Origin of the sequence: Leptospira dzoumogneensis (assembly GCF_004770895.1) — a bacterium.
Taxonomy (GTDB): Bacteria; Spirochaetota; Leptospiria; order Leptospirales; family Leptospiraceae; genus Leptospira_B; species Leptospira_B dzoumogneensis.
In genome coordinates, this window is record NZ_RQHS01000019.1 from 415,391 (window position 1) to 439,417 (window position 24,027).

Consider the following 24,027-nt stretch of genomic DNA (forward strand, 5'->3'; position numbering starts at 1 on the left):
ATAAAATCTAAAAATCCGAATCATTCGGGAATTTTCCCGAATGGAAAAAGGTCTTACCTTCGGAGTTTTTATGAAAAAAATATTATTCGGGTGCATATTATTATTCGCTAGTGTAACTTCCGCATTTTCAGAACAGGAAAAAGTCCTGATCGTAAGCGGATTCTCCAAAGTTGCAGTTCCAGCAGAATTAGTAGAGATACGGATCGGAGTAGAAACAGAATCTAAAACGGCAGAAGAAGCTCATGAGAAAACTTCTTCAAAAACTGATTCTCTCGTAAAATATCTCAAAAAGCAGTCCTTACTATCGCTACAAACGGAAGCAATTCGTCTGCAAACAATATACGAATATCCTAAATCTGGAGGAAGACAGATCAAAGGTTATGTAGCGTCCAATACAGTTTTAATAAGAGCTAAAGTAGAATATGCAGGCAAACTTATAGATGAATCCATACAAAATGGAGCGAATCAAATTATAGGTATCCGATTGCAGGCAACGGATGCAAACTTAGAGAAGGCTTCTCAAGAAGCTTTGCAGTTAGCAGCGAAGGATGCTCGTAAAAAAGCTGATATAATTCTCTCCGCACTCGGTTTAAAATTTAAGGATTTTGTAGAGATAAGAGCGGACTTCCAAGAAATTTCCGAACCACTCCCTGTAATGGACGGTTTTCAAACTATGAGCGCAAAATCTGCGACTCCAATCGAAGCTGGAAATTTATTTCGTGAAGCGAAGATCTTATTGAAGGTTTCTTATTAAAAAAACGGTAAATAAGTGAAAAAAATCTGTCTTTTCAATCGGTTATATGGGTATGGTATTTATGGATTGTTACCTAAGTACCAATAACCCGGTAAATAGTTAACATATATCCAATTCTCTTCACTATTCTCACTACGTGAGCGGCCCTTTCGGGGGCCGCTCCGGTCTTTTGTTTTTTTCCTTGCTCTCTTCTTGAATAATTGGTGTTTTGGGAAAAAAATTATTACTCTGGCACCTCATGAAAAAAAAGATTCTAGCTTTATTGGCAACCTATCTAGTTTGCTTTTCTTTGTTCGGACAAACACCGCCGAATAACCAAAGGCCGCCTAGAAATCAACCTACGAACCAAACTCCTATCGGAGACAGCGGTTCATCTTCTTCCTCCTCAGGTAGTAGCAGTCTCGGAAACGGTTTATTACATATTTTGGAATTAGATGGAGTCGCAGGAAGTCTGAACCAAGGCGGACCTCAGTCTATTAACGGGATCTTAAATAGTGTAAGGATTGCAGGAAGCGCATTAGGCGGAACTCCGGAATTCTTCAAAGAAAACAGTAAGACTACTCCGAGCGGCGGATTTCCTAAGATCAGATATTCTCACCAATTATCCGATAATATGTTCATTGGTATCGTGGCTTCTTTAGGAGAAAAATCCACAACGGAAACCACTACTACCAGTACTTCCAACCGATATACCACCGATAAAATTACCACAACCACTAACGAGTGGAAGATAAAGTACGGTTGGGGACCTCTGAACTTAAATACTTCAGATAACGTAAGCTACGAATTTTCAATCGGTTATGGACAAGCAAAGACGAGTGGGGATTATTCCAACTTCGGGATCAAACTTCCAGGCTTTAGTTCGGGAAGTTCCGATGGAATTTCAGGATACGCAGTCGGATTCGGAGATCTTAGATATAATATAACTACTATCTCTTTGGATTACGGTGTTGCGGTTCCTATATCGAGCTGGATGAACTGGTACTTCCGAGGAGATACAAGCTTCTTCTGGGGAACCTTATCTTTAAGCTCCGCTCAGTTAGGTATAGACACCGGATCTACAGCGGGAGCGTATAACGGTTTAGACTTTAACGCATTCAAATCTAAAGACGGATTTTTTGCGGGAGCATCCGGATTCACAATGACTTTCGAAACAGGTTTCGTAATTAAACCTTTCGATACATTCGGTATCCGATTCGGTGGATTCTACCAGCTTACCTATTTCAGCGTAGGAGAAGTAAAAGGACCTTCCATCTCCGGAGGTCAAATTGTGGAAGCAGGTGCAGTACCTAGCCTTAGCTCAACTACCGACAACGAACAATTCGGAAACTACGGCGGAACTATAGGATTAGTTAAAAATCTATAATATTCTTCGTGATAAAACCCGGAGGCGGAAAAAGTTTCCGGGTTTTATTGTATTATAGTCCGCAATGCGGGCTTAAGGAGCCTTGCGACTACAGCTCTTTTAGGATTTCCGCCTTCTTCTTTTCGTATTCCTGTTTAGAGATCAATCCCTTATCCAAAAGTTCCTGCAAAGTTCTAAGACGATCCTCTATAGTTTTAGGGATTTTTTTGGCAGGAGTTCCAATAACCTTCTTAGAAGGATTCGCAGTCCAAAAACCGTTCTTAATTAGAATACGATTTTTGACTTCTTCCCCTTCTGTTGCCGAAACAAGATAATCCAAACCTTCAGGGCGGATCTCAGGAAGATAAATAGAATTATTGGCAGAAGGTCCCGGCTTTACGATAGGAACCAATGTCCAGTCCTGAAAAGAATACGAAGTCTGAAAATCAAGCACCTGTCCTACTTCAGAAAATTCTAATACGATTCCTTCCGGACTATTTCTAATATAAAAAACGGTCCTTCTGATCCTGAGTCCTGGACGGATAGGATCTTCTCTTTTTATAATTACCTGGTAAGCTTGCGGAAGTCCGTCCGGGATTTCCGTTTCCGCTCTGTATAATAATTCTCCGAGGCGGGAAGATTCTTCTTCCGTAAATACTCGGATCGGTTCAGAGTTAAAAACTCCTGTGTCCGAAACTCCGGTGAACTTAAAAAGTTTTTCCCATCTGGAAATGAACTCAGTCTTATCCAATTGGTCCGGCCCCGCGCCGGTCAAAACGCCTGAGGCGATAGGCAGCCAAGACTCCGCTTGTAAGAAGATCGGGGTCTCGGAGCTTTTTTTAAGATAATATAATACGATTGAATCCGAAGAGGAAGCCATTCCCTTTCTTTGGGAAGACAAACAGGAGATCGTAAATAGAAGGGTAAGAAAGAAACTTAGAAGTTTAAGATTTTTCTTTTTTGCCCGAATCGGTTTTTTTAAGCATGCTGCCAATTTTTCCCAATTCCTCCGGCTTAATTTTCGCACCGGCGGCCTTCTTGTTCTCAGCCTGGATCTCACGATATACTTCCGCTCTGTGAACGGAAACTTCTTTAGGAGCCTTGACCCCGATCTTTACTTGATCCCCTTTGATATCCACGATAACGATCTCAATATCGTCACCTATAATGATGGATTCATTAGTACGCCTAGCTAGTACGAGCACTTAGGACATCTCCACAGTGGCGCTTTCCAAAATTCTTTCACGAACGGAATGGATCTCGTTACGTGATACGAATTGGCGACCGGTCAAATCAGTCTTATTGATCAAAATAGGGCCCTGTAGATTTGCAGTCATAGAAGCCGGATCGTCGTTCGGAATCGTCACAATGACTAAGGTCAAAGCTTCCGAAACATCCTGCAACCCGATTTGAGAAAGTTCTTCCTGGCTCAAAACAGGTTTATATTCTTTTTTAAATAAAGAAGGTGGAATTACTACGAAAGCAAGGTCCACTTCGTCGATGGACTGCAGCCATTTGAATACCGACTCTTCGTCTTCTTCGATTAGGGCAAAACTTTTGTATCCCCCGAAACCTAGAAGTCCTTCCGGAAATTTGATAAGTTGTCGCTCCGAAACTTTTATTTTTCCGAAAGGTTTGCTTTGGATCTCAATCATCGACCGGCCTATTTTTCAGAGCTTCGCTCTAAGTTTATACTTTTTTCAAATCACTACAAGAAAAATTCCCCGACTTAATATCGGGCAATTTCATTCTTATCTTAAAAAGTCCATCAAAGTGGATTTGATTACTTTGGATCCTACGTTAAGTGCATATTGATGGATCGTTTCTAGCCACTTCAAGTTCATGATAGTTTCCGGGAAATCGATTCCTTCATTTTTAGCAAGTAGTTCGGTCATATAGGATTTATCAAAGGAAACTCTTTGAGAATGTTCCTCCATACGATTCATCCTTGCACCTACAATGGATCTATAACGAAGAACATTCTCCAATGCAAGATCCAAGTCTTGGATATCACGACCTGAAATTCTTTCTTGGTCTTTCTGGATCAAATCGTTCCTGAATTGGATCAATACATCGAATACGGAAAGTCCGGTAACAGTTGCAGACTTACTGTAATTATTAGGAGGTTCGGAATTTCCGGAATCGATCAGACCGATATCTCTCAGAACAGTTCCTCCGTCCACATCCTCTAACCAGATCTGGTGAGGTGCAGTGGAACTAAGACTGATATTATCCTGAGCGAGTTTATTCGCCTTAGCTTCTATCGGAGAGTTATTGATCTTATCTATGATATCATCGATGGTATCACCAGCAGAAACCTGGATCTCTACTCCATCTATCTTGAACTTTTGATCGGAGACTGCAACGTAACCTGAGTTATCCACACGACTGGTAACACTCATGTTTGTTCCCCAGAACACTTTGTTTCCGGGAATAGTAACAGGGATATATTCTCCCTTTTCGATCTCTCTGATCTGTTCTCCGATATCTCCTCTATATTCCACTCCGATGTATTGGTTTTTTAATTCCAAACCTTGGAGTCCTTTGATCTTTGATTCAATCGGTTCAAAAGGAGGTCTTTCGATCACATGTCCGCCGAAAAGAGGTCTTCCAGTGGCATCTCTAGTGTTCGCAATATCGACTAACGCTCTTAATAATTCATCTATCTCTTTACCTACAGCGACTTCTAATTCGAAACCTTTATCACCTTGGTAAATACCGTTGGAAGCTTGGACTGCAAGAACTCTCGCTCTTTGGAATAAGTTCCCTATTCTATCCAACTCACCGTCGATCTGCTGTAATCTTCCGAAACCGTCGTCAATGTTTGCTTGGAAAGTATCCAACTCGTTCATCCTGGAACGGAAGAACATCTGGTTGGTCGCTCTTCCAGGATCATCGGAAGGAGTCCTAATTCTTTGCCCAGTACCCAATTGGTTTTGGGTTTCGTCCAAAGACAACTGGTGACGATTCAAAGTCCTCACCAGGCTGTTATTTTGCATCATGTTAGTGATCCGCATCATGGCTTCGCCTCCTTGCTATTCCGGCGGAATTACGCGCCCAAACGATTGATGATCGTATCTAGAATTTCATTCATAGTGTTGATCATCTTCGCAGACGCATTGTACGAGTGCTGGAACTGGACCATATTGGCCATTTCCTCGTCCAAACTTACACCCATCACCGATTGTCTCATGTTCTCGAGCTCGGTCATAAGATCAGATTGGATCCCAAATTCTTGTTTTGATTCTCTTGCTTCAGTAGCAAGTTTAGAGATCAGACTATTATAAAAATCATCCGTGGTTTTGGAATAATCCACCATCACAGGATTGTTTCTAAGGGAAGAAGCTACTAATAGAGCATTCCTACCGTCCTTATGACCCCCGGGAGAGTTATAATCTCCTGTTCCACCGACGTCTTTTCCTCTTGCAGCTGCGATATTTGCTACGTTATTCGCAATATGCTCATTCACTTTAAAATGAGAAGAAGGATGAAAATGTGGAGTTAAAGTAATGTCTTCTGGCTTAGATTGAAGTTTAGTGATCTCACCCAAACGTTTGTAATCATAAGCACCGGAAGGTCCGGAAGCCATCAGCATGCCGGTCAAACCGACCAATAATTCCCCGGAATCTTCAATATGTCTAAGAATGAAATTTTTCTTAGGAGAATCTTCCGCAACAGTCGCTTTGAATGCCAATTGGTTATCATGGTTCATATAAGCCACAACACCAACCTTAGAAGCGTTGATACGCTTGATAATACCGTTCAGAGTATCATTTGCAGAATAAGGAATTAAAACCTGAGTTTCTTTTTCATCAGGCTTTAAGAATGTCATGGTTCCGCTGATCCCTACAGGACGATCCGGATCCAGAGTATTCTTACCTGTTACTCTAAAGATAGCGGAGATATCATTCTGACCGTCTCCGTCCGAATCATATTCACCGAAAGTATTCAGCGCCAAAGAACGAATATCGAAGAAGTTCTGATTCGTATTTCCATTCAGACCGAAACCGTCTTTATGGATCTCGTTGATCACGTCCATAACGTTGATCGCAAGAGCATCCACTTGGTCGATCTTCTCACCAAGGATCCTGTCTCTAACTTCGATCAGGCCCTGTAGTCTTCCTTTGCGAAGAAGGACCGGATCTCCAGTAACCTTCCAATAAAGATCTAATAGACCATCTTTAGCAGGATTTCCTAATATATCTACTTTGTTGAGTTTTCCGCCTTGGACCAAGATCTGTTGGCCTATAAATACCATCAGCTCGTCTTCGTCGCTTCTGCCGATTGTGATGTCAGTCAAACCGGAAAGCTCTTGGAGAAGAGCATCTCTTTTGTCGTAAAGATCATTCGGTCTATCACCTAATGCTTCCGACTTAGCGATCCTTTCGTTTAAAGTACGGATATTCTCACCGATCGTATTCAAATGAAGTCCATGAGCTTCGATCTCACGGTTCGATTGGTCTCTCAATTGAGAAAGCTTATGATACACATCTTCAATTCTACTTCCGAGGCCTTGTGCTTTTTCCAAAACGACGGAACGATGTGCGTTATCTTCAGGATAATTCGCGAGTTCTTCCCAAGAAGACCAGAATTTATCCATTAAAGTTCTAAGAGTAGTACCGTTAGGCTCGTTGAAAATATTCTCTGCTTGGTAAAGATATTCGTTCTTTGCCGCCCAATAATCCTTCACACCTGAGGTTTCGATAATCCTATCATCGATAAAATTATCCCTAACACGTTCGATGGAAGCGATCTCAACACCTTGACCGATCTGGCCGGGAAGATGAGCACGATTCAAAGAAGGTTCGTACAGAGGATCCGTAGCTTGCAAAACGACTCTTTGGCGGGAATAATGTTTATTATCCGCGTTTGAAATATTATGGCCGGTAGTTTGTAAGGCTTGCTGGTGAGCTGCAAGACCTCTTTTACCAATTTCTAATCCGGAGAATGTGGATCCCATACTTCTTCCCTCCTATCCAATCTTACGCGGAAGCGTTTACTAACACCGAGGAACGTTTTTTCTTGTTCCTGACTGCGCTTGGATTTTCATCCTCGTAAACTGCAACTTCTCCACTGTTCGCGTTAGTTCGCATCGCGTCGATGGTGGCCTTCAAAAATTCCTGTCTGGTTCGGATCAATTTATCATTGGCTTTGATCTTATCTTTAAGCCTGTGAACCGTATCCTTTAATCTTGTTCCGAGTTGTTTCAATTTGTGCTCGGATTCACGGTCTATTTTATTTAAAAAATCAGTAAGAGTAAGTTCGCCTTCTTTAGGAATTCCTAAATTACCTGATGTATAAACATCATGAATAGCGGACATACGAACTCTTTCCAGTTCGCTCGCATGAACGATCAATTCGTAGGTCTTTTTAGAAATCGTTTCCAAAGATCTTCCGTCCGCTTTCGTGATCGATTCAGTCTTTTCTTTCTCTAACTCCAGGATTTCGGAGTACAGTCGGATTTCTTCCTCGAAAAGAGAAGACACCCGATCCAACCATTCCTCTTTATTTAATATCATTGTCCGGTCCCTGTTCTTTGTTTCGGCGGAATCCGGAATTTTATGAGGGGTTTTTTTACAAATTCAGAGCCTCAAAAGCGGAGAAGTAGAAGTATGAAGAATTTTCTAAAGAGAAGAAGCTGATTTGCCGAATGTAGAAACTCCTACAAGAGACATAATTTTCTATCTTATGCCGTTCAAGAAAAGAACAAGCGGCCAATTTCATTTCCTATGTTCCAAAAGATCCGGGAGGAGTAGTGTTTACTCCCCAATATTTCAACTTATTCGTAGAAGCGATAGAAGACTGGTTTAGAGAAGAGATCGGATTCGGATTTCCTCAAATGATAACTAACGATCATCAAGGCATCCCAGCAATGAAAATTATCGCTAAATTCTACAAACCTTCTAAGTTAGGCGATATACTAAAGTTTCATGTAAAAGTAAAACGTTTGAGGCGCCAAAATATCTTGATCAATGTGGAAGCTATGTGTAACGACGAAAAAAGATGTTCTGGAGATTTTTTGCATGGATTCGCATCTCTTGCAAGTTTAAGCCTTACTGATTGGCCGCAGGATGTGCGCAAAAAATTGGAAGAATATCTATAACTGTGACTGGCTTATCCGCAAGATGTAAGGGATTTCACGAATCTTTGTACGGTTATGAAACTAGTTATCTCTTCATGGCGGCTTCCGATCCATGCGGTGAATTAGATCAAGATCTGATCAAAGGATGTGCTGAACGTGATTATTACAAGAAGAAGAAGAAAGTAAATCTCTGTTTAGCTCTTATAGCAGCCGATCCTTGTATTGATGAATTGGGAGGTGACCCAACATCTGAACCCGAGGAAATGAAACAATATAGATTTTCAACATTTGCATATTGTTCAGGTACCTTTCATTCTGCAATGCCAATGCCGATGTTTTTTTAATAGTTTTCAAATATTCGCATAAAGATAAACGGTCGTTTACACAAAATGAAACAGCTCATTCTTTCTTACTTTCCAGATTGAATTTCAGAAAATTAGAAAGATCAAAATACCTACTCGGATTTTCTGGGGAGAAAAAGACAGGTTTTTAGCGAAAGAAATGGCGGAAGAAACTCTGGAACTATTCTCAGATGCTTCCGTTCGTTTCTTTTCCAAAGGCACTCATTGGATCCATCATGAGATCCCTGAGATATTGAACCCTGAACTGGAGTCCTTTTTATTGGAAGAATAGATTCTTTCCAAATTTGGAAAAATATTTCTGTACCAATATACGTCTTATCCGATTATAAGAATGTCCGTGTCCCGGACCCTTTTTCCAATGCGTAAGTTTTCTAAAAATATCTTTCTATTTGTTTCCTTGGTCCTTTTTTCCAGCTCTCTACATTTTGCAAAAGAGCCAAATAAAAAGAAAAAAGAAGAACCTAAAAAAGCCTCAGTTCTTCCAAAGCTGAACCAAGTAGCTTTAAATTCTAAACCGGAAAAGAAGAAGGAAGATAAAAAACCTAAAGTAGTCTCCTCCGAGAAAAAAACATCCAAAAGACTCAAAGGTGAAATCGTAGAAAAACAAGAAGAACTGTTTTCATTCTCTCTTGCAGGCAGAAAATTCGCGCAAGGGGAACTTCTATTTTTAAAAATAAAACCTTTACCTAAAATTTTAGATAAACTCGGTAATTTTACGATCAGTTGGGATGGACAAGAGATCCCATTCAATCAAAGAGAAGGTTATATTCTTACTTTTCTTCCTATCTCTCCTGAATTTTCTAAACCGTACGGAGTTTTGGAATTAACCGAAAAACATCTTTTTACCAAAAACGATTCCAAGAAGTACGAGATCCCTATCCAAAAAACCTACTTCGCAACTTCTAAAGTTTCTCATCTTACGATGGATAAGCAGTATACAACTGACGAACTTTCAGAAGAAACAAAAGCATTCATCAAAGAATGTTCCGAAGCGAAAGCAAAGGCATTTCAATCTAAGTCCGATCTTCAAGTAGAAACGGATTTCGAATATCCGGTCCACAATCCTATCTTAAACAGTCCTTTTTATAAACGTAGGATCTATAATAAAGAGAAGGGCCGCCCGCATGGCGGTTCCGATTTCAAAGGTGGTGTAGGAGATCCAATCTATGCTATCAATGACGGCACTGTGATCTTAGCAAGATCTATGTATTACGAAGGGAATTTCACAGTGATCGATCACGGTTTGGAAATATATTCCTTATACATGCACCAGTCTGAAATTTTAGTAAAGCCAGGTGATAAAGTGAAGAAGGGAGATTTGATCGGAAAGATCGGAACTACCGGAATGTCAACCGGGCCTCATTTACATTTGGGACTTAGAGTTTTAGGAACGATGATCGACCCGCTCTCCGTCGTTCAAACGGATCTAATCGAAGCTAGAAAGAAAACCTCCAAGAAATGATCGGATCGGGAGAGAAGGAATATTTCTCTCCCGACAATAGGTCTTTTCAATTCCAAAGTTTTCCATCCTCTCCCGTATAGATCGCATCCGGTCGGACGATCCTTTCCTGCATTTGTTCAAAACAATGTGCAGTCCAGCCGGCCGCCCTTCCCATTGCAAATACCGGAGTAAAGATCTCAGTCGGAAATCCTAATCCATGCAGAAGTAAAGCGGTATAAAACTCCACATTGGTTTGCAGAATTCTATCCGGTTTATATTCTTTCAATAATTCTAAAGCGGTTTTTTCTACGAACATTGCAAGATCATAGAACTCTCTTTTTTCATCGGTGTCATATAGGATTTTTGCCGCTTTTGCAAGAACATCAGCACGAGGATCTCTGACTTTATAGATCCTATGTCCAAAGCCCATTAGCCTTTCATTATGTTTTAATTTTTCTCTTAGAACCTTCTCCGCATTTTCCTTAGCTCCTATCTCAAACACTGTGTCCAATGCGGGCCCGGGCGCTCCTCCATGCAATGGTCCTTTTAATGCTCCGAGTCCTCCCGTAACGGCAGAGATCATATCAGATTGAGTAGATATGATCACTCTAGCGGCAAATGTAGATGCATTCAATCCATGATCACAAACTGTATTCAGATAAGTATTCAATGCACGAACGCTTCTTGGATCTGGATCAGTACCATTCAGCATATACAAAAAGTTGGCTGCAATATCCAAGTCCTGTCTAGGTAGAACCGGAGTCTGTCCTTTCAAGAGACGATAAGCCCAAGCAACTATCAAAGGAAACGTAGAAAGAACAGCCATCGCATCCTTTTTAGGATCTTCCTTTTGAGAACCTAAAGAAAGAGCTGCAGATCCGATCCGTAAAATATCGATCAAAGGAAGATTTGCATACACTGCTTCTTCAATGATGGTCCGTATCACTTTAGAAAATCTTCTGGAAGATCTGAGTTCCTCTGCGAACAAACTGGTCTCGGTAGGTTTTGGCCTTCTATCATTCCAAAGAGTGAATATGGTCTCTTCAAAGACAGCCTTGCCTGCGAATTCTTCCACAGGATAACCTGCAATGATCAATCTTCCTCCCTTTCCATCCACCTGGGATAGTTTGGTTCTTGCCGCAGGTATTCCTTCTAAACCAGGGCTGTAAATTTTCTCTTTTTCCTGTTCAGAGATTAGCATGGTGTTTCTCCTTTGTTTCTATTAGAGTTTAGCGGGTTGACAGAGCATAGTCAATGTTGATTATATTGTCAATATATGGCTTTTTCTTCAAAAAAACCGTTCTTAAATGCGGACGAGGCCGCCTCTGCTTTAGGGGTAGAGGTCCAAACCATCTACGCATACGTTAGCCGCGGCTTATTACATTCCGAATCCGGAGGTAATAAAGACAGAAGTAAACGATATAGAAGAGAAGATATAGAACAATTATTGCTCAGAAGGGAAGAAAGAAGCCAGCCCGGCAAAACTGCAAAAGCAGCTTTATCCTTAGGACAACCCGTTTTAGAATCTTCGATCACATTACTCGGAGAAAACTCCCTATTTTACCGAGGAAAAGATGTATTAGAACTTTCTGAAAACGGAAGTTTCGAAGATACAGCCTGCTTACTCTGGGAAGCAGAAGAAACAAATCCATTCGGATCAGATTGGCCTATATTATCCGAAGAATCTAATAAAATCCTAAAATTATTAGAAGGTCGGCCCATCTTAGATATTTCCAGGATATTACTTCCCTTTTTAGAATATGAAGATGCAAAGGCATTTAGAAAAGATCCTAAAACTTATAAAAAAACTTCTTCTTCTATCTTAAGATATCTTACTCTATTCTCTTCCGGTAAGACGGAATCTTCCGGAAAAATTTCAGAAACTCTTTTAAGTAGTTGGAATCCTTCTAGAAAAAAAGAAGACCCTAACTTCTCATCCAAACTCAAACTATTAGAGGCAGCTTTGATCCTTTCCGCGGATCATGAGTTGAATGTTTCTTCTTTTACTGCAAGATGTGTTGCTTCCAGTGAAGCCTCTCTTTATCAAGTTGTGCTCGCTGGACTCGCTGCTTTGTCCGGGCCCAAACATGGACTACTCACGGAGAAAGCGATCCTTCTTCTTTCCCAAGCAAGCGGGAACAAAAAGAAAGATAAACAACTCTTAGAAGAAAAATTAAGGAATGGAGAGAACATCCCAGGCTTCGGTCATCCTCTCTATAAAAAAGGAGATCCAAGAGGCAGAAAACTCATCCAAATGGTCGAAAGATTTTTTCCAGAAGATACTGATGTGCAGCTATATCTACAATTCTTAAAACAGATCCAAGAACTTCTAGAAGATTATGCAACGATAGATGCTGGACTTGCACTTGTTTCCAAAGCACTCAAATTACCTAAAGGGGCAGGCATTGGAATTTTTGCGATAGGCAGGACTGCGGGTTGGTTAGCTCATGCAATGGAACAATACGATTCAGGGAATTTGATCCGGCCTAGAGCAAAGTATATCGGAAACCTTCCCCAAGAATAATCAAATTCTTGACTCTTTCCATCCTTTACCTTAGTTATAGGAAAATAGAAATATAAGAACTGCGGAGTGCTCCATGTCGGATCCTAATTTTTCCAGAAAAAAATTCATTCAAAAAGCCGTTGCTGTAGGAGTTATAACAAGCTCTGCAACCGTATTAGGATCCTGTTCTAACGCACCTGCAGGTGTAAAAGAAAGAGGACTTCAATTTTCTAATTTTTCAGAAGTGAATTCCGAGTTAGAAAAGATACTTCTCTCTAAAACAATTATTCCTTACGGAGAATGGAGTCCCAGCCAGATACTTCTTCACTGCGCTCAAAGTATTTATTATTCTATTAAAGGTTATCCCGAAAATAAATCCGAAGTTTTTCAAAACACTTTAGGTAAGATCGCATTTTGGAATTTTTCCAGAAAAGGAAAGATGTCTCATGATCTGAATGCGCCTATCCCCGGTGCGGATGTTTTACGATCGGGAGTTTCCATTTCGGACAGTGTTCTTGAATTGAAAAAAGCAATCTCGGCATTCTCCAATTATACCGGAGAATTCGCTCCTCATTTTGCTTACGGGAAACTTACTAAACAAGAGTACGAACTCGCTCATGCAATGCATATAGCGAATCATTTAGATTACGTAACTATCAACTGAAAATATTACTCTTCTATCTTTACACTGCTCAGGATCTTTTCCACGGATTCTTCGTGTCTTCTTCCTTTGATCAGACTTTCGTCTATGATAAAGACCAAACTATATGGTTGTTTATGTTTCGCTAAAAAGAACATTCCGGTTTTTGCATATCTTGGTCTGAGGACGTCGTAGAATGTCCAGAAGGTTCCGTAATATCTGTCTTCGAAAACTTCTCTTTCTAATTCGTTCAATTCCTGGATATCTCCTCTTTGCACTTGAAGATCCAAAAACTTTTTGAATTCAGAGAGTAATTCGGATTCGTCATCGAATCTGAATGGAACAAAAAAGATCTTAATCGCCGGATAACGATTCGGATCCGAATCACTGGAAGAAATAATCCCGGCAATTTGTCCAATTCCGGTTTTTTCTTCCATATTTAGATTTTGGGGATTGTGAAAATAAAAATCTTCGGGAAGGTGAATGCTAAGTTTTAGATCTTCGTTATGTAAAGTCCGATTCTCTTCGATATAATTCCAGCGAGACAGGTCTTTTTGTTCAAAATCAGGTTTGAACATGGAGTAGGCCACGAATATCTCCGCTTTCTGCAGACTTTTAAAACTGATCAGTCCGGAAGCTAAGATAACTAATCCTAATAATCCGATTTTATAATATGTTTTATTGTCTATCAGCCTTGCACTCAAAACTCCGGCGGCATACACTAAAAGAAAAAGTATACCGGATCTGTTCTCAAAAAATCCCGTAAGCCAACATGCAAGAACTGAAAAAGCGAAGAAGCCAACCTCTACCCAAGGAACTAATTTAATGGTTGGTCTTTCAATCCCCACTTCCGCAAAAATCGCAGGTAAAACGATCTTAGTTTCTAATTTTCGGAATGAGAATACGATCCCCCAAAAAAGGATACCGGATACTAGGTAGCCTATCAAAGCCAGACCGACCATCCAGAACAATGGAAGATGTGCTTCGTGATAAAATAAAAAATATAACGCAAAAACGGAATATACCAGGAAGAGCTTTTTAGTTAAGGAAAGTTCTTGCAGCTTTCGAGACAGGGCTGTTCTCTTTTCCCATCCTGGAATTTTAGGGAACGAATTAATGAACCAGATCACCCAGTTTTTCTCCAATCTAAAGGCTGACTTTGACAGGTTAAACCAATCCGTGGACGACCTGGTGAAAACCTATAAGGCCATCGTTCATTTTCTGGATTTGATTTCAAATCTCTTTCCGATCGATTTGGTTTTGGTTTTATTACTTTCCCTGCCTTTATTATACGTTATCAATACCTTATCTCCTTCGACTCCAAGAACAAACTATACTATCTCTGTGGTCTTTATCTCAGGACTTAGATCCTTTTTGAGTCATACGATTTCCGAGTCTTGGGAAATTTTTGCAGTTACAAAGACTGCACTGATCCTTCTTCTTCCCGCTTATATTTTGGTGTTGCTTAAGTTCGGATTTTCTTTATTTCGTAAGTATAGAATAAAGAAGAAGGCGCTCTCCCCCGATCATTTAGAATCTTCTTTTATAAGTTTGCAAAAGGCGTATCATGATCTGAGCGCTGAGATCTATTCCGAACTCGGAAAGAATGAAGGAAAAAGTTTTGTAGATGGGCGGAAGTTTTTGCCTAAGATCCAAGATCTGGAAACTTCGATTACAGGACTAAAAACTTTGATCAAAAAGCCGGAGGATACTCCTCATTCTTCCGAATAAAGGAATACTCCGGGTAAATTTCTAAACTTACCGTCGTAGTCTAAACCGTATCCGATCACGAATTCTTTTCCTATATTCCAGCCAACGTACTTGATCGGATACCCTGCGGCTTCTCCACCTTCTTTAAATAATAGGGAAGCTACCTCTAAAGATTTTGGTTTTTTAGAAAGAATATGAGAGATCAAAAATTTCAGTGTGCGGCCTGTATCCACTATATCTTCTACGATTAAAACATCTCTTCCTGAAATATTCGAATCCAGATCTTTGACCAATTCTACATTTCCGGAAGATTCGGTTCCAATATATGATTTTGCTTGGATAAAGTCCAATTCGATGGGGATCGGAACTGCCTTGGTTAGATCCGAGAAGAAGTAAATCCCGCCTCTAAGAACACATATAAAAACCGGATTTTTACCCTGATAATCATTTGCGATTTGTAGGCCTAATTCTTTGACCCGAAAAGAGATCATCTCTTCACTAAATAAGGCCGCAAAAGGTATATTATTAAAATTTGAAGTATTATCCCTCATGGGATCCAAAACCTTTTAAGTCTGCAGCTTTGTCTTCCCAGATCCGCCCAATCTTTTTGGTCCGTTACCAAACTTATAAAAGAAGAAGTGGGGAATTTTTCGAAAAGAGAGTCAGGATTATTTCCTACTAATAAATAATTCGCCAAGTCTTCCATTCCAGGATTATGACCTATTAAAACTACATTATTAATTTTAGAAGATAGACCTCTTAAGATCCTAAGTAAGTCAGAATACTCCGCCTCATATATCTCACTTATAATCTTAGTGTCCTTTGTAATATTCTGAAAACCTTGTAATATCTTCCAAGTTTCTGAAGTTCTGATCGATGGCGAAACAAGGGCGACATCCGCAACAAAGGAAACCTTCTCCACATATTTTCCTAAAAATCGCGCATTTTTACGACCTCTCTTAGATAAAGGACGTTCCTTATCCTTTAAATGAGTATCGCTCCAATCGGATTTAGAATGTCTTATGAGATGGATCTCTTTCAAAATTCTCTCCTCCGCGATAAATTTTCAAATCTGGAATTTCATTGACAAGGATCTTTCCTGACGATAAAACTCATGAGCTATGTTAAGGATGTATATTATCGGGGTTGTCCTATTAATATCCTTTGCCACAAACCTTTCTTCACAAATTGCAGGAACTCCTGATGAGGAAAAGGCTAAAAAAGAATTACAAAATCAATGGTCCAAAAAATTCCCAGGAGACAGAATACTTTCCGTCCAAGCAGCAGGAAAGCCTAAGTTGATAGAGAAAGAAACTCCTGAAGAAAATGCACCGGTAGATTTGAGATATAAGTTTTCCTTCTTCGTAACTACCCGTAAAAAAGAAGGTCAAACAACCAAAACTCCGGTTGGAGTGATCTACCAATTCGTAAGAGAAAAAGGTTGGATCTTCTCCGATATCGGAATGGCAAGATCAGTTGTTGTCACCGAACCGGGAAAAGAACCTCCATCTAAAGACGAGGTCTATCAAATAGTAGAAGAAGCGATCTTAGAAGAGAAGGGAAAATCTAAATCCGTAGATTTAATTCGTTTAACAGAGCCTGAATTCGGGCAGAATCTCACTCCAAACAAAGAACAGTTTTGGTTTAGATACGAGGGAGATTTTGAAGTTTCTGAAAACGGTTCTAAAACGTTTTGTTCGGATATAGTAATTCGTTTGGTGAAGGAGCAAAACTCCGCCGTCTGGAAAGCAGAATGGGACGAAAAAGGAAAATGTAAAGTATCGGAAGAATAAGATCAGATCTTATTCTTTCCTACTAATTCGCCAATCGATCTCGCTCCTGTTTTTTTCAGAACTCCATCTAGATATTCTAATATTCTAACCGGTAAAAAAGGTCCGTTGTATACGTAACCTGTATATAATTGGACTAGGTCTGCGCCCGCTAAAATTTTTTCTAACGCAGCTTCTCCAGAATTAATCCCACCGACTCCAATGATAGGAAGGCTTCCTTTTAAGATGGAGTAAGCGTATCTTACGAACTCTGTGGACTTTTGTCGAAGCGGTTTGCCTGAAACTCCGCCTTCTTTTTCTACATTAGGAAAACGTTTTAGAACCGATTTGTCTATCGTAGTATTCGTAAGAATTACGCCTGATAATTTTGTATCCGGTAGGAGCTCCAACAAGCCTTTCAGTTCTTCTTTTTCCATGTCTGGAGCGAATTTTACAAAAGTAGGGATAGGAAATTTTCCACCTAAGCCGCTCTTAATCCCGTCCATCAGCTTTGTAAAATTTTCCTTCTTTTGGAAATTTCTAAGACCGGGAGTATTGGGAGAAGATATATTGATCACTGCATAGTCCGCATATGGTGTAAGTTTTTTTAGAGAATATACATAATCATTCACTGCATCTTCTTCAGATACAATTTTTGTCTTACCTACATTGATCCCTCTAATGCAGTTCTTTTTCTGCTTTCGGATCGTTTCTTCTGCGACATCCGCGCCTGGATTATTAAATCCCATTCGATTGATTAGCGCTTCATCTTCAGCATATCTGAAGATCCTCGGTTTAGGATTTCCGGGTTGGCCTTGACCGGTGATCGTTCCGATCTCAATCGAACCGAAACCTAATCTGGAAAGAAATGGATACAACTCTCCTGTTTTATCAAAACCGGCGCCTAAACCTACCGGATTTGCAAATTCAATCCCTGCGACCTTTGTTTTCAAACGATCGCTGGAATAAGTCATGAGTGATTCCAAAACAGGAAACACGAATGGAAGTTTTTTAGAAAGCCCAAGTAGGTTTTGGGCTAAGTAGTGAGCGGACTCCGGATGAATACTTAAGAAGAAAGGTTTTGCGGTTTTTTCATAAACCCATTGTTTCCATTCTGAATTCATCCGGTCCCCTTGCAGATAGAACTATTAAGACCAGCGAAATATGCGAAGCCCAACGCCCAAGAAAAAAAATCCGATCCCTACCATAAACACGCAAGGGTAAACTATCTCTGCAAGTCCTGCTCCTTCTATAAATACGGCCCTCAATGAATCAGCCACCAAGGTCAAAGGTAGATGTTTTATAAAAGGAAGCACTATATCCGGAAAGTTTTTATAACTGAAGAAGATCCCGGATAAAACCATCATCGGGAATGTGAATGCGTTCACTAGTCCATTCCCTACCTGAGCGCTTTGTGCTCTGGAACCTACAAAGATCCCGATACATGCGAATACGAAATTTCCGGTCAGAAAGATCAAAAGTGCCGCAGGAATAGAACCGAAAAACGCATTTTCAAAAACGGTAAACGTAAACGTTAAGAAGATGATGGATTCTACAGTTGTGACAAATATTCGAGTGAAGAAGAAAGACATCACAAACGCCAACTTATTCATTGGAGTTGCAGACATTCTTCTTAAAAGTTTTTTCATCCTCATCTCGATCAGATTCCAACCAACTCCCCAAAGACAGGAGTTCATCACTCCCATGGCGAGCATCCCCGGAACCAGATAATCTATATATCTTGTACCTTTTGAATCTAATCTTCGGATACTTGAACTAGCCTGCTCTTTTCCCTGCATTGTCAAAAGAGCATTGGAAAGAAGAAGATAATCTCTCTGTGCGTTTGCATTACTCGGATCGAAAGAAAATTCTAAATTTCCTTTTTCATCTTCCTTTACTAAAAGATTGATCTCTCCTCTTTTGAGTGCCTTGATCGCATCTTCTTCTGAAACAATCTGAGGAATGATCACGCCTAATCCGTCGGAGTTACCATCGGAAGAATTAGAAAATGCTTTTTCGATCTTGTTAGAAAGTCCGCTCGCATCATGTGAAGAAGAGATGATCGCAACTCTAGTTTGAGGCACTCCCTTAGTAGTGAATGCAATTCCTAATACACCTGCGATCGCGATAGGAAATATGAATGCCCAGAAAAGAATCCCTGGTTCTCTATAAAATTCTTTTAATTGAATCGTGACTAAATGATAGATTTGTTTCATTCTTCCAACCCTCTTCCGGTCATGGAAAGGAATAAGTCGTCCAATGTCTTTTTATGACATTCCAGCTCTTTTAAAACGATACCTGATTTAGAAAAAGAATCCAACATGGAAGGAAGATAATCGGTAATTCTTTCCACATTGATGCGGCCTTCTTTCATGTCGGAATTCCAACTGAATTTGAATTTTCCTTTTTCAGGAAGATAGGAACTCGGATCAGTTCCATTCTCCAAAGAGAAACGAACAATTTCTCCACCGCCTAGTTTTCCTAAAAGATCTGATAAGGTTCCTTGGTCCAAAATACGGCCCTTATCCATTACTATGATCCTTTCGCAGAGAACTTCCGCTTCTTCCATATAATGAGTAGTAAGGATCATTGTAGTTCCATAAGCTCTTAGATCTTCCAGGATTTTCCAGATATCTCTTCTCGCTCCCGGATCTAAACCTGTAGTAGGCTCATCTAAAAAAAGAATTTCGGGTTTATTCATGATAGAAACACCCAATGCCAATCTTTGTCTTTGGCCTCCGGATAAACTATTCACGAATGATTTATTTTTTTCAGTAAGTCTGGTGAGTTCTAAAATTTCATGAAGTCTGGATTCAGGCGCCTTATAAAAACTTCCGAATAATTTCAGAGTTTCCCAAACAGTGGCTCTATCCATAAATCTGGTTTCTTGCAAAGCGAGACCAATATTACTTCTTAAAAATGTTTCGCTCTCTTTCCAGCTTGTTCCTAAAATTTGGATCTTTCCTGAATCAGGAAATTGTATACCTTCCAACATTTCGATCAGAGTTGTTTTACCGGCGCCGTTCGGCCCAAGCAAACCTACGAACTCTCCCTTTTTAATTTCCAGAGAAAGATCGCTGACGGCGGTTACATCTTTGAATTTTTTAGTTACATTAGATACCGAGATGATCGGGTTTTGAATTTTATCCACAGTACAACCTGAAGATCATGATTTAAAATCGGTTTAATTCTTACGAAGCTTTTCCGCTTTTTTCACCCAATCTTTTTTAAGATATTCTAGGATCTGATCCTTCTTCTTTAATGCGTCCGATTTTCCCATCTCGTAAGCTTCTCTTACACCTTTTGCATTTGTGTAATCGAAAGAAGTGATCGGAAGTTGTTTAGAAGGAGTTACTAAAAAACAACGATCCAATAAATGAGGATCTTTTCCAACTATGGTAGTCGATTCGTAATGTATTCCGATAATTTTTGCATTGGGAGGAAATGCTTCTAAAAGTAAATTATTGGTGAGTCCTCCATCCAAATAATATTCCTTTCCATGGTTCTGAAAAGAAACAATAGGAGGAATAGAAGAAGAGTTCATAATGATCTGTTCTATCACGCTCGGATCCCTGAAATCCGCTTCGGTAAAAAGAACTTCTTTCATATTCCAATTTCTTAAAACACGAAATGTTCTTTCTGTATAGAGTCCCTTATTACGGTCCCTTTCATCTTCTAAAAATGCTTTTCCTGTTTCTGCGATCAGCCTTGCGAGCCTGAATGTGTTCTTATTGGAATCATCTTTAGGAAATGCTTTGATCGTATGAATAAAAACTTTTGCTCCTGAACGGATGATTTTATCGAAGTCCATTCCGAATCGGATCGTCCTGCGATACATATCTTCATGAGGAAACGCCTTCTCTCCGCTGAATAAACGAGTGAAATAAAAATTACGAGGGTTCTTGCGGACTATTCTTTCAAAAAAGGAAACTGATTCTTCTTCCGTTTCGCAGAGAAGAGAAAGAACCATTGCGGCTCCCGCAGAAACTCCGGACACTTGTCTGAGTTTTAATCCCCAGGTTTTTAATTCATGACCAAAGCCCAAACCGTAGAATGCCTTACAACCACCGCCTGCGATCGCAAAACAGATCTCATCTTCTAACCAAATCCCTTGCAGTACCTCGCCGAATTTGGAACCAGGATCTGACTTTTTAGAAGGAAGTTCGTATTCATCTATGATAGGCATTTCATTTCTCCGGAGTCCTGCCCCTTATGACCATTTTCCAATTTCAGATCGGAATTCTAAAAGTAAAAAATCAAAGATCTAAAAGAACCAGGACCTCGAAATGTTTGGTTCTTGGAAAAAAATCCGTAAGTACGATTTCCTTCGGCTTATATCCGGAGTTCTTCAAGGTCCCAAGATCTCTTGCCAAGGTGCTTGGATTACAGCTAGAATAGATAACGCGAGAAGGTCGTAATCCATCCAAAAAATCTAATAGGGAAGAAGAAGCCCCGGCCCTCGGTGGATTTAGAATAGATAGTTCTGCGCCGAAAGAATCCAATTTTTTAGGCAGAGAAGAATTCAGATCCAATGTATGGAACTCTAAGTGAGAATAACCGATATTCTTTGCATTTTTTTCCGCTGCTTGGACGGAAGAGTTGGACAACTCGTAACCGGAAAGACGACTCACTAAGTGACCGATCGCCAAACTGATCAGCCCGGCTCCTGAATAAAATTCTAATACAGGTCCGCAGTCCTTCGGTATCCAAGAACGGATCTTTAACATCCATTCTTCCAAAAGAAAACGATTCACTTGGGTAAAACCTTCCGCCGGAATGGACCATTCTATTTTTTCAGGAAGATAAGGACCTATCTTCACTTCTTTTTTATCATATTCTAAAATTTCTCCGGAAGAATATCGAAGTCTCCAATCTCCCTTTCTAGAAAACGTTTTCTTATTTGCTAAATTCTTTCTGACATACTCGTTCATCTCGGAAGGAAGATGTTTACAACCTTCTTTAGGAAAATGGACCAAGGAGTTTGAATTCTCCTTATAAAATCCTGCATTTGTTTTTCCTTTTTTGAATTCGATTTTGATCTGAGCAGTATTACGATAAGAGTTAGAAGGTCCGCTTAAAATTCCAATTTCAGGGATTTGGGAAGGATCCAATTTAGAAACGTATAAAAAAGAATCCGACAAAAGAGATTTTTTGATCTTTAGTTCTTCCTCATACGGAATATGGCGGTAAGAACATCCTCCACATTCCGGAAATGCGGAACAATCTGACTCGATCCGAAGAGCGGAAATTTTTTCAGCAGATACGACGGTGCCCCAAATCAGTTTAGAATTTTCTTTATCAGTTCTGATCCGAACTGTTTCTCCAGGAACGGCAGCTTTTACAAAAACGGTTTTATTCTCCGCATGAGAAATACAAGTACCAAGATTCGCCCATTTCTCCACGACCAATCCTGAAATTTCTCTACGGTTCTTTTCCGTACTCATAGGTAAATCACCTTGACAGGGTCCCCCATCTTGTCAGTAAAGTAATCCTTAACCGGAGAAGTGGCCGAGTGGTTTAAGGCAGCGGTCTTGAAAACCGTCGTGGGTAACTCCCACCGTGGGTTCGAATCCTACCTTCTCCGTTGGAACACTGCTGGAGATGTGCCTGAGTGGCTGAAAGGAGCAGTTTGCTAAACTGTCGTATGGGGTAACCTGTACCCAGGGTTCGAATCCCTGCGTCTCCGAAAGTTCCAAACTCTCACGCTGACCCCGAGAAATAAGAAGATGTCTGACCAGAGATTCAACACCCGGGAATTCCTGGAAGAGACCAAGCGATTATTAGAGGGGGATAATTATCCCAACTTATTCGCCGCCATTTCTTATATTCCTTTTTTAGGATGGGTCATTCCTTGGTTTTTTAGAAAAAAACAGGAAATTTGCAGATTTCATGCACTCCAAGCAATCAAGTTAAATCTAGGATTCGTATTTTTATACTTGGTGGTTTGGTTCTTAAGAGAGTTCCCTATTTTAAGCACCATCTTAAAATGGATACATGCGAATCCTGTCGTGACCGACTTTATCAGCTATGTCGCATGGTTGGCTTTACTAGGTTACGGAATTTTAGGAGCCTTGCAAGCTTACCAAGGCAAACTGTTCGTATTACCATTATTCCCGGAAATAGAGAATGAAGTTCGAAAAATACTCAGCAAAATTAGAGGAACTCAAGGCTAAGGCCTTCGCTTTTCTCACTCCTTACTGGAACCAAGCCAAAACTTTTATTAACACCGAAAGATTTCGTATCTATTTGGTGACTCTTCCTTTATTCGGAAATTGGCTCATCGGATTTTCTTTCTACTCAAACGAAGCGGAAGTTTACAGACATTCTAAACTTTCTTTTTTAAACGTTTTATACTTCATCGCATTCTTAGTATTATCTTGGTTCTTCTCTATGATCCCGGTTGCTGGACCTTGGTTAGCGAATCTTGCTCATCTAGCAGGAGTGATTATCTATCTTGGCCTATCCGGTTTACTGCTATACAATTACACCAAGGGAAAAAAACTGGTCCCGAAACTTCCCCAAGAGCATTTAGAGCTTTTGGAAAAGAAATTCTTTTAATCACCCGCGCCCATAGCTCAGCTGAATAGAGCGTCTGACTACGGATCAGAAGGTCGGAGGTTTGAATCCTTCTGGGCGCACCAACTTCTTCTTTTCCCCATAAATTCTGACATTATGTCCCATATAGTTTAGAAAATATTCTGTAAATTCTATCAGAAAACTTGACTTTAATACTGAGTCTCAAAAACGATAGTTATAGAGAGATCGGGAATCAGAATGGAAAAGTGCCACTGTGCTCAAATCACATTTGAAAAAATCGTAGAGACTGCTAAACAACAAGGGCAAGACTATCGTGAAGTGGTAAAAGCTTGCGGAGCTGCAGATACTTGCACAGCCTGCACTGATTACCTAATCGCGTATTGCGAGCAGCATCTACAACTTGTCTCGGCCGGATAAATTACTCATCGATCAGGAGTTATTCGATAAACTCCTTCCACTTGCTTCCTCTTCCGCTAGAGGAAGAACCAATCATAACTTCCACGAACTACTAGAACCTTATCAGAGATTTCTGAACGTACTTACCAAGGACACTTACGTCCAAGCGCATCGTCACAAAAATCCTCCTAAACCTGAGACCTTTTTAGTGCTAAAAGGAAAACTAGGCTTCCTCCTTTTCGAAGAAGATGGTACTGTCAGAGACAAACATATCCTGAGTTCGGACGGACCGGTCTATGGGATAGATATTCTTCCGGGAGTGTACCATACATTGGTCTGCCTTACGGAAACCTGTATCTGCTTTGAAGGAAAATCAGGACCGTACGATCCGACCACCGACAAAGAATTCGCCTCTTGGGCTCCACCGGAGAACAGTGAAGGCAAAATTCAATATCTGGATTTTCTCAGATCTCTTTTCTAAAATCAGA

29 protein-coding genes and 3 tRNA genes are annotated in these 24,027 nt (G+C 40.2%); 17 read left to right on the forward strand and 15 right to left on the reverse strand.

Going from position 1 to position 24,027, the window contains the following annotated elements; genetic code table 11:
* The first annotated feature begins 70 nt into the window (after nt 1-70).
* Together EHR06_RS15530 and EHR06_RS15535 are read left to right on the forward strand one after the other, a co-directional pair.
* The gene (locus EHR06_RS15530) at nt 71-754 is read left to right on the forward strand and encodes an SIMPL domain-containing protein (RefSeq protein WP_135757834.1); all 684 of its coding nucleotides are present in this window, start codon (nt 71-73) and stop codon (nt 752-754) included.
* A 238-nt stretch (nt 755-992) separates the two neighbouring features.
* On the forward strand, nt 993-2,120 hold the full coding sequence (locus EHR06_RS15535) for a hypothetical protein (protein WP_135757835.1): 1,128 nt from the start codon (nt 993-995) through the stop codon (nt 2,118-2,120).
* Between the two features lie 88 nt (nt 2,121-2,208).
* On the opposite strand, the gene EHR06_RS15540 is transcribed toward EHR06_RS15535, so the two are convergent.
* The 6 genes from EHR06_RS15540 to EHR06_RS15565 all read right to left on the reverse strand — a co-directional run bounded on the left by EHR06_RS15540 (nt 2,209) and on the right by EHR06_RS15565 (nt 7,618).
* A complete protein-coding gene (locus tag EHR06_RS15540) occupies nt 2,209-3,126 on the reverse strand; it encodes an SHOCT domain-containing protein (protein ID WP_425269506.1) in 918 nt (305 codons plus the stop codon).
* Complete coding sequence (csrA, locus tag EHR06_RS15545; protein ID WP_020769544.1) at nt 3,044-3,304, reverse strand: carbon storage regulator CsrA; 261 nt, start codon at nt 3,302-3,304, stop codon at nt 3,044-3,046. The genes EHR06_RS15540 and csrA overlap by 83 nt, the downstream gene beginning before the upstream one ends.
* Nucleotides 3,305-3,754 carry a flagellar assembly protein FliW gene (fliW, locus tag EHR06_RS15550; protein WP_008590294.1) on the reverse strand — a complete coding sequence of 150 codons (450 nt, stop codon included), beginning with the start codon at nt 3,752-3,754 and terminating at the stop codon, nt 3,305-3,307.
* 96 nt (nt 3,755-3,850) lie between these two features.
* Nucleotides 3,851-5,116, reverse strand: coding sequence for a flagellar hook-associated protein 3 (locus EHR06_RS15555; RefSeq protein WP_135758071.1), 1,266 nt, complete (start codon nt 5,114-5,116; stop codon nt 3,851-3,853).
* Between the two features lie 32 nt (nt 5,117-5,148).
* Complete coding sequence (flgK, locus tag EHR06_RS15560; RefSeq protein WP_135757837.1) at nt 5,149-7,059, reverse strand: flagellar hook-associated protein FlgK; 1,911 nt, start codon at nt 7,057-7,059, stop codon at nt 5,149-5,151.
* 22 nt (nt 7,060-7,081) lie between these two features.
* Nucleotides 7,082-7,618: a flagellar protein FlgN gene (locus tag EHR06_RS15565; RefSeq protein WP_167482045.1), complete on the reverse strand. Its 537-nt coding sequence runs from the start codon at nt 7,616-7,618 to the stop codon at nt 7,082-7,084.
* Nucleotides 7,619-7,821: 203 nt separating this feature from the next.
* On the opposite strand from EHR06_RS15565, the gene EHR06_RS15570 reads away from it, so the two are divergent.
* The 4 genes from EHR06_RS15570 to EHR06_RS15585 all read left to right on the forward strand — a co-directional run bounded on the left by EHR06_RS15570 (nt 7,822) and on the right by EHR06_RS15585 (nt 10,005).
* On the forward strand, nt 7,822-8,202 hold the full coding sequence (locus EHR06_RS15570) for an acyl-CoA thioesterase (RefSeq protein WP_341867512.1): 381 nt from the start codon (nt 7,822-7,824) through the stop codon (nt 8,200-8,202).
* A gap of 74 nt (nt 8,203-8,276) precedes the next feature.
* Nucleotides 8,277-8,525, forward strand: a complete 249-nt coding sequence (locus EHR06_RS15575; protein WP_244288624.1) for a hypothetical protein — start codon at nt 8,277-8,279, stop codon at nt 8,523-8,525.
* Nucleotides 8,526-8,682: 157 nt separating this feature from the next.
* On the forward strand, nt 8,683-8,814 hold the full coding sequence (locus EHR06_RS19345) for an alpha/beta fold hydrolase (RefSeq protein WP_279633357.1): 132 nt from the start codon (nt 8,683-8,685) through the stop codon (nt 8,812-8,814).
* A gap of 87 nt (nt 8,815-8,901) precedes the next feature.
* A complete protein-coding gene (locus tag EHR06_RS15585) occupies nt 8,902-10,005 on the forward strand; it encodes a M23 family metallopeptidase (RefSeq protein ID WP_135757839.1) in 1,104 nt (367 codons plus the stop codon).
* A gap of 46 nt (nt 10,006-10,051) precedes the next feature.
* On the opposite strand, the gene EHR06_RS15590 is transcribed toward EHR06_RS15585, so the two are convergent.
* The gene (locus EHR06_RS15590; RefSeq protein ID WP_135757840.1) at nt 10,052-11,185 is read right to left on the reverse strand and encodes a citrate synthase/methylcitrate synthase; all 1,134 of its coding nucleotides are present in this window, start codon (nt 11,183-11,185) and stop codon (nt 10,052-10,054) included.
* Nucleotides 11,186-11,260: 75 nt separating this feature from the next.
* Here EHR06_RS15590 and EHR06_RS15595 point away from each other — a divergent pair, with 75 nt between their 5' ends.
* Together EHR06_RS15595 and EHR06_RS15600 are read left to right on the forward strand one after the other, a co-directional pair.
* Entirely contained in the window at nt 11,261-12,508 is a 1,248-nt protein-coding gene (locus EHR06_RS15595; protein ID WP_135757841.1) for a citrate synthase family protein, read from the forward strand.
* A gap of 73 nt (nt 12,509-12,581) precedes the next feature.
* Nucleotides 12,582-13,151 carry a DUF1569 domain-containing protein gene (locus EHR06_RS15600; protein WP_135757842.1) on the forward strand — a complete coding sequence of 190 codons (570 nt, stop codon included), beginning with the start codon at nt 12,582-12,584 and terminating at the stop codon, nt 13,149-13,151.
* Nucleotides 13,152-13,156: 5 nt separating this feature from the next.
* Here EHR06_RS15600 and EHR06_RS15605 read toward each other — a convergent pair whose 3' ends face one another.
* The gene (locus EHR06_RS15605) at nt 13,157-14,257 is read right to left on the reverse strand and encodes a hypothetical protein (RefSeq protein WP_135757843.1); all 1,101 of its coding nucleotides are present in this window, start codon (nt 14,255-14,257) and stop codon (nt 13,157-13,159) included.
* On the opposite strand from EHR06_RS15605, the gene EHR06_RS15610 reads away from it, so the two are divergent.
* Nucleotides 14,244-14,858, forward strand: coding sequence for a hypothetical protein (locus EHR06_RS15610; RefSeq protein ID WP_135757844.1), 615 nt, complete (start codon nt 14,244-14,246; stop codon nt 14,856-14,858). The genes EHR06_RS15605 and EHR06_RS15610 overlap by 14 nt on opposite strands.
* Here the strand turns inward: EHR06_RS15610 and hpt are convergent.
* Nucleotides 14,843-15,388, reverse strand: coding sequence for a hypoxanthine phosphoribosyltransferase (gene hpt / locus EHR06_RS15615; protein ID WP_135757845.1), 546 nt, complete (start codon nt 15,386-15,388; stop codon nt 14,843-14,845). The genes EHR06_RS15610 and hpt overlap by 16 nt on opposite strands.
* Nucleotides 15,385-15,879 (reverse strand): SixA phosphatase family protein, encoded by a 495-nt coding sequence (locus EHR06_RS15620; protein WP_135757846.1) that lies wholly within the window; start codon nt 15,877-15,879, stop codon nt 15,385-15,387. The genes hpt and EHR06_RS15620 overlap by 4 nt, the downstream gene beginning before the upstream one ends.
* 88 nt (nt 15,880-15,967) lie before the next feature.
* Here EHR06_RS15620 and EHR06_RS15625 point away from each other — a divergent pair, with 88 nt between their 5' ends.
* Nucleotides 15,968-16,630: a hypothetical protein gene (locus tag EHR06_RS15625; RefSeq protein WP_135758072.1), complete on the forward strand. Its 663-nt coding sequence runs from the start codon at nt 15,968-15,970 to the stop codon at nt 16,628-16,630.
* Between the two features lie 2 nt (nt 16,631-16,632).
* Here the strand turns inward: EHR06_RS15625 and EHR06_RS15630 are convergent, their stop codons facing one another.
* The 5 genes from EHR06_RS15630 to EHR06_RS15650 form a co-directional block, all read right to left on the reverse strand.
* Entirely contained in the window at nt 16,633-17,730 is a 1,098-nt protein-coding gene (locus EHR06_RS15630) for a quinone-dependent dihydroorotate dehydrogenase (RefSeq protein WP_135757847.1), read from the reverse strand.
* A gap of 24 nt (nt 17,731-17,754) precedes the next feature.
* Complete coding sequence (locus tag EHR06_RS15635) at nt 17,755-18,822, reverse strand: ABC transporter permease (protein WP_135757848.1); 1,068 nt, start codon at nt 18,820-18,822, stop codon at nt 17,755-17,757.
* On the reverse strand, nt 18,819-19,757 hold the full coding sequence (locus EHR06_RS15640; RefSeq protein WP_135757849.1) for an ABC transporter ATP-binding protein: 939 nt from the start codon (nt 19,755-19,757) through the stop codon (nt 18,819-18,821). The genes EHR06_RS15635 and EHR06_RS15640 overlap by 4 nt, the downstream gene beginning before the upstream one ends.
* A 33-nt stretch (nt 19,758-19,790) precedes the next feature.
* Nucleotides 19,791-20,792, reverse strand: coding sequence for a patatin-like phospholipase family protein (locus tag EHR06_RS15645; RefSeq protein WP_135757850.1), 1,002 nt, complete (start codon nt 20,790-20,792; stop codon nt 19,791-19,793).
* A 70-nt stretch (nt 20,793-20,862) separates the two neighbouring features.
* Nucleotides 20,863-22,050: a class I SAM-dependent RNA methyltransferase gene (locus EHR06_RS15650; RefSeq protein ID WP_135757851.1), complete on the reverse strand. Its 1,188-nt coding sequence runs from the start codon at nt 22,048-22,050 to the stop codon at nt 20,863-20,865.
* A 54-nt stretch (nt 22,051-22,104) separates the two neighbouring features.
* On the opposite strand from EHR06_RS15650, the gene EHR06_RS15655 reads away from it, so the two are divergent.
* The 7 genes from EHR06_RS15655 (at nt 22,105) to EHR06_RS15685 (ending at nt 24,020) form a co-directional block, all read left to right on the forward strand.
* Nucleotides 22,105-22,190: transfer RNA gene (locus tag EHR06_RS15655), tRNA-Ser, on the forward strand.
* Nucleotides 22,191-22,203: 13 nt separating this feature from the next.
* Nucleotides 22,204-22,292: transfer RNA gene (locus tag EHR06_RS15660), tRNA-Ser, on the forward strand.
* 40 nt (nt 22,293-22,332) lie between these two features.
* On the forward strand, nt 22,333-22,779 hold the full coding sequence (locus tag EHR06_RS15665; RefSeq protein ID WP_135757852.1) for a magnetosome magnetite crystal formation protein family: 447 nt from the start codon (nt 22,333-22,335) through the stop codon (nt 22,777-22,779).
* Nucleotides 22,733-23,164 (forward strand): hypothetical protein, encoded by a 432-nt coding sequence (locus EHR06_RS15670; RefSeq protein WP_135757853.1) that lies wholly within the window; start codon nt 22,733-22,735, stop codon nt 23,162-23,164. The genes EHR06_RS15665 and EHR06_RS15670 overlap by 47 nt, the downstream gene beginning before the upstream one ends.
* A 6-nt stretch (nt 23,165-23,170) precedes the next feature.
* Nucleotides 23,171-23,247: transfer RNA gene (locus EHR06_RS15675), tRNA-Arg, on the forward strand.
* A 133-nt stretch (nt 23,248-23,380) separates the two neighbouring features.
* Complete coding sequence (locus EHR06_RS15680) at nt 23,381-23,560, forward strand: hypothetical protein (protein WP_010515017.1); 180 nt, start codon at nt 23,381-23,383, stop codon at nt 23,558-23,560.
* Nucleotides 23,523-24,020, forward strand: coding sequence for a WbuC family cupin fold metalloprotein (locus EHR06_RS15685; RefSeq protein ID WP_341867513.1), 498 nt, complete (start codon nt 23,523-23,525; stop codon nt 24,018-24,020). Before EHR06_RS15680 ends, EHR06_RS15685 begins: the two co-directional genes overlap by 38 nt.
* The last annotated feature ends 7 nt before the right edge of the window (nt 24,021-24,027 follow it).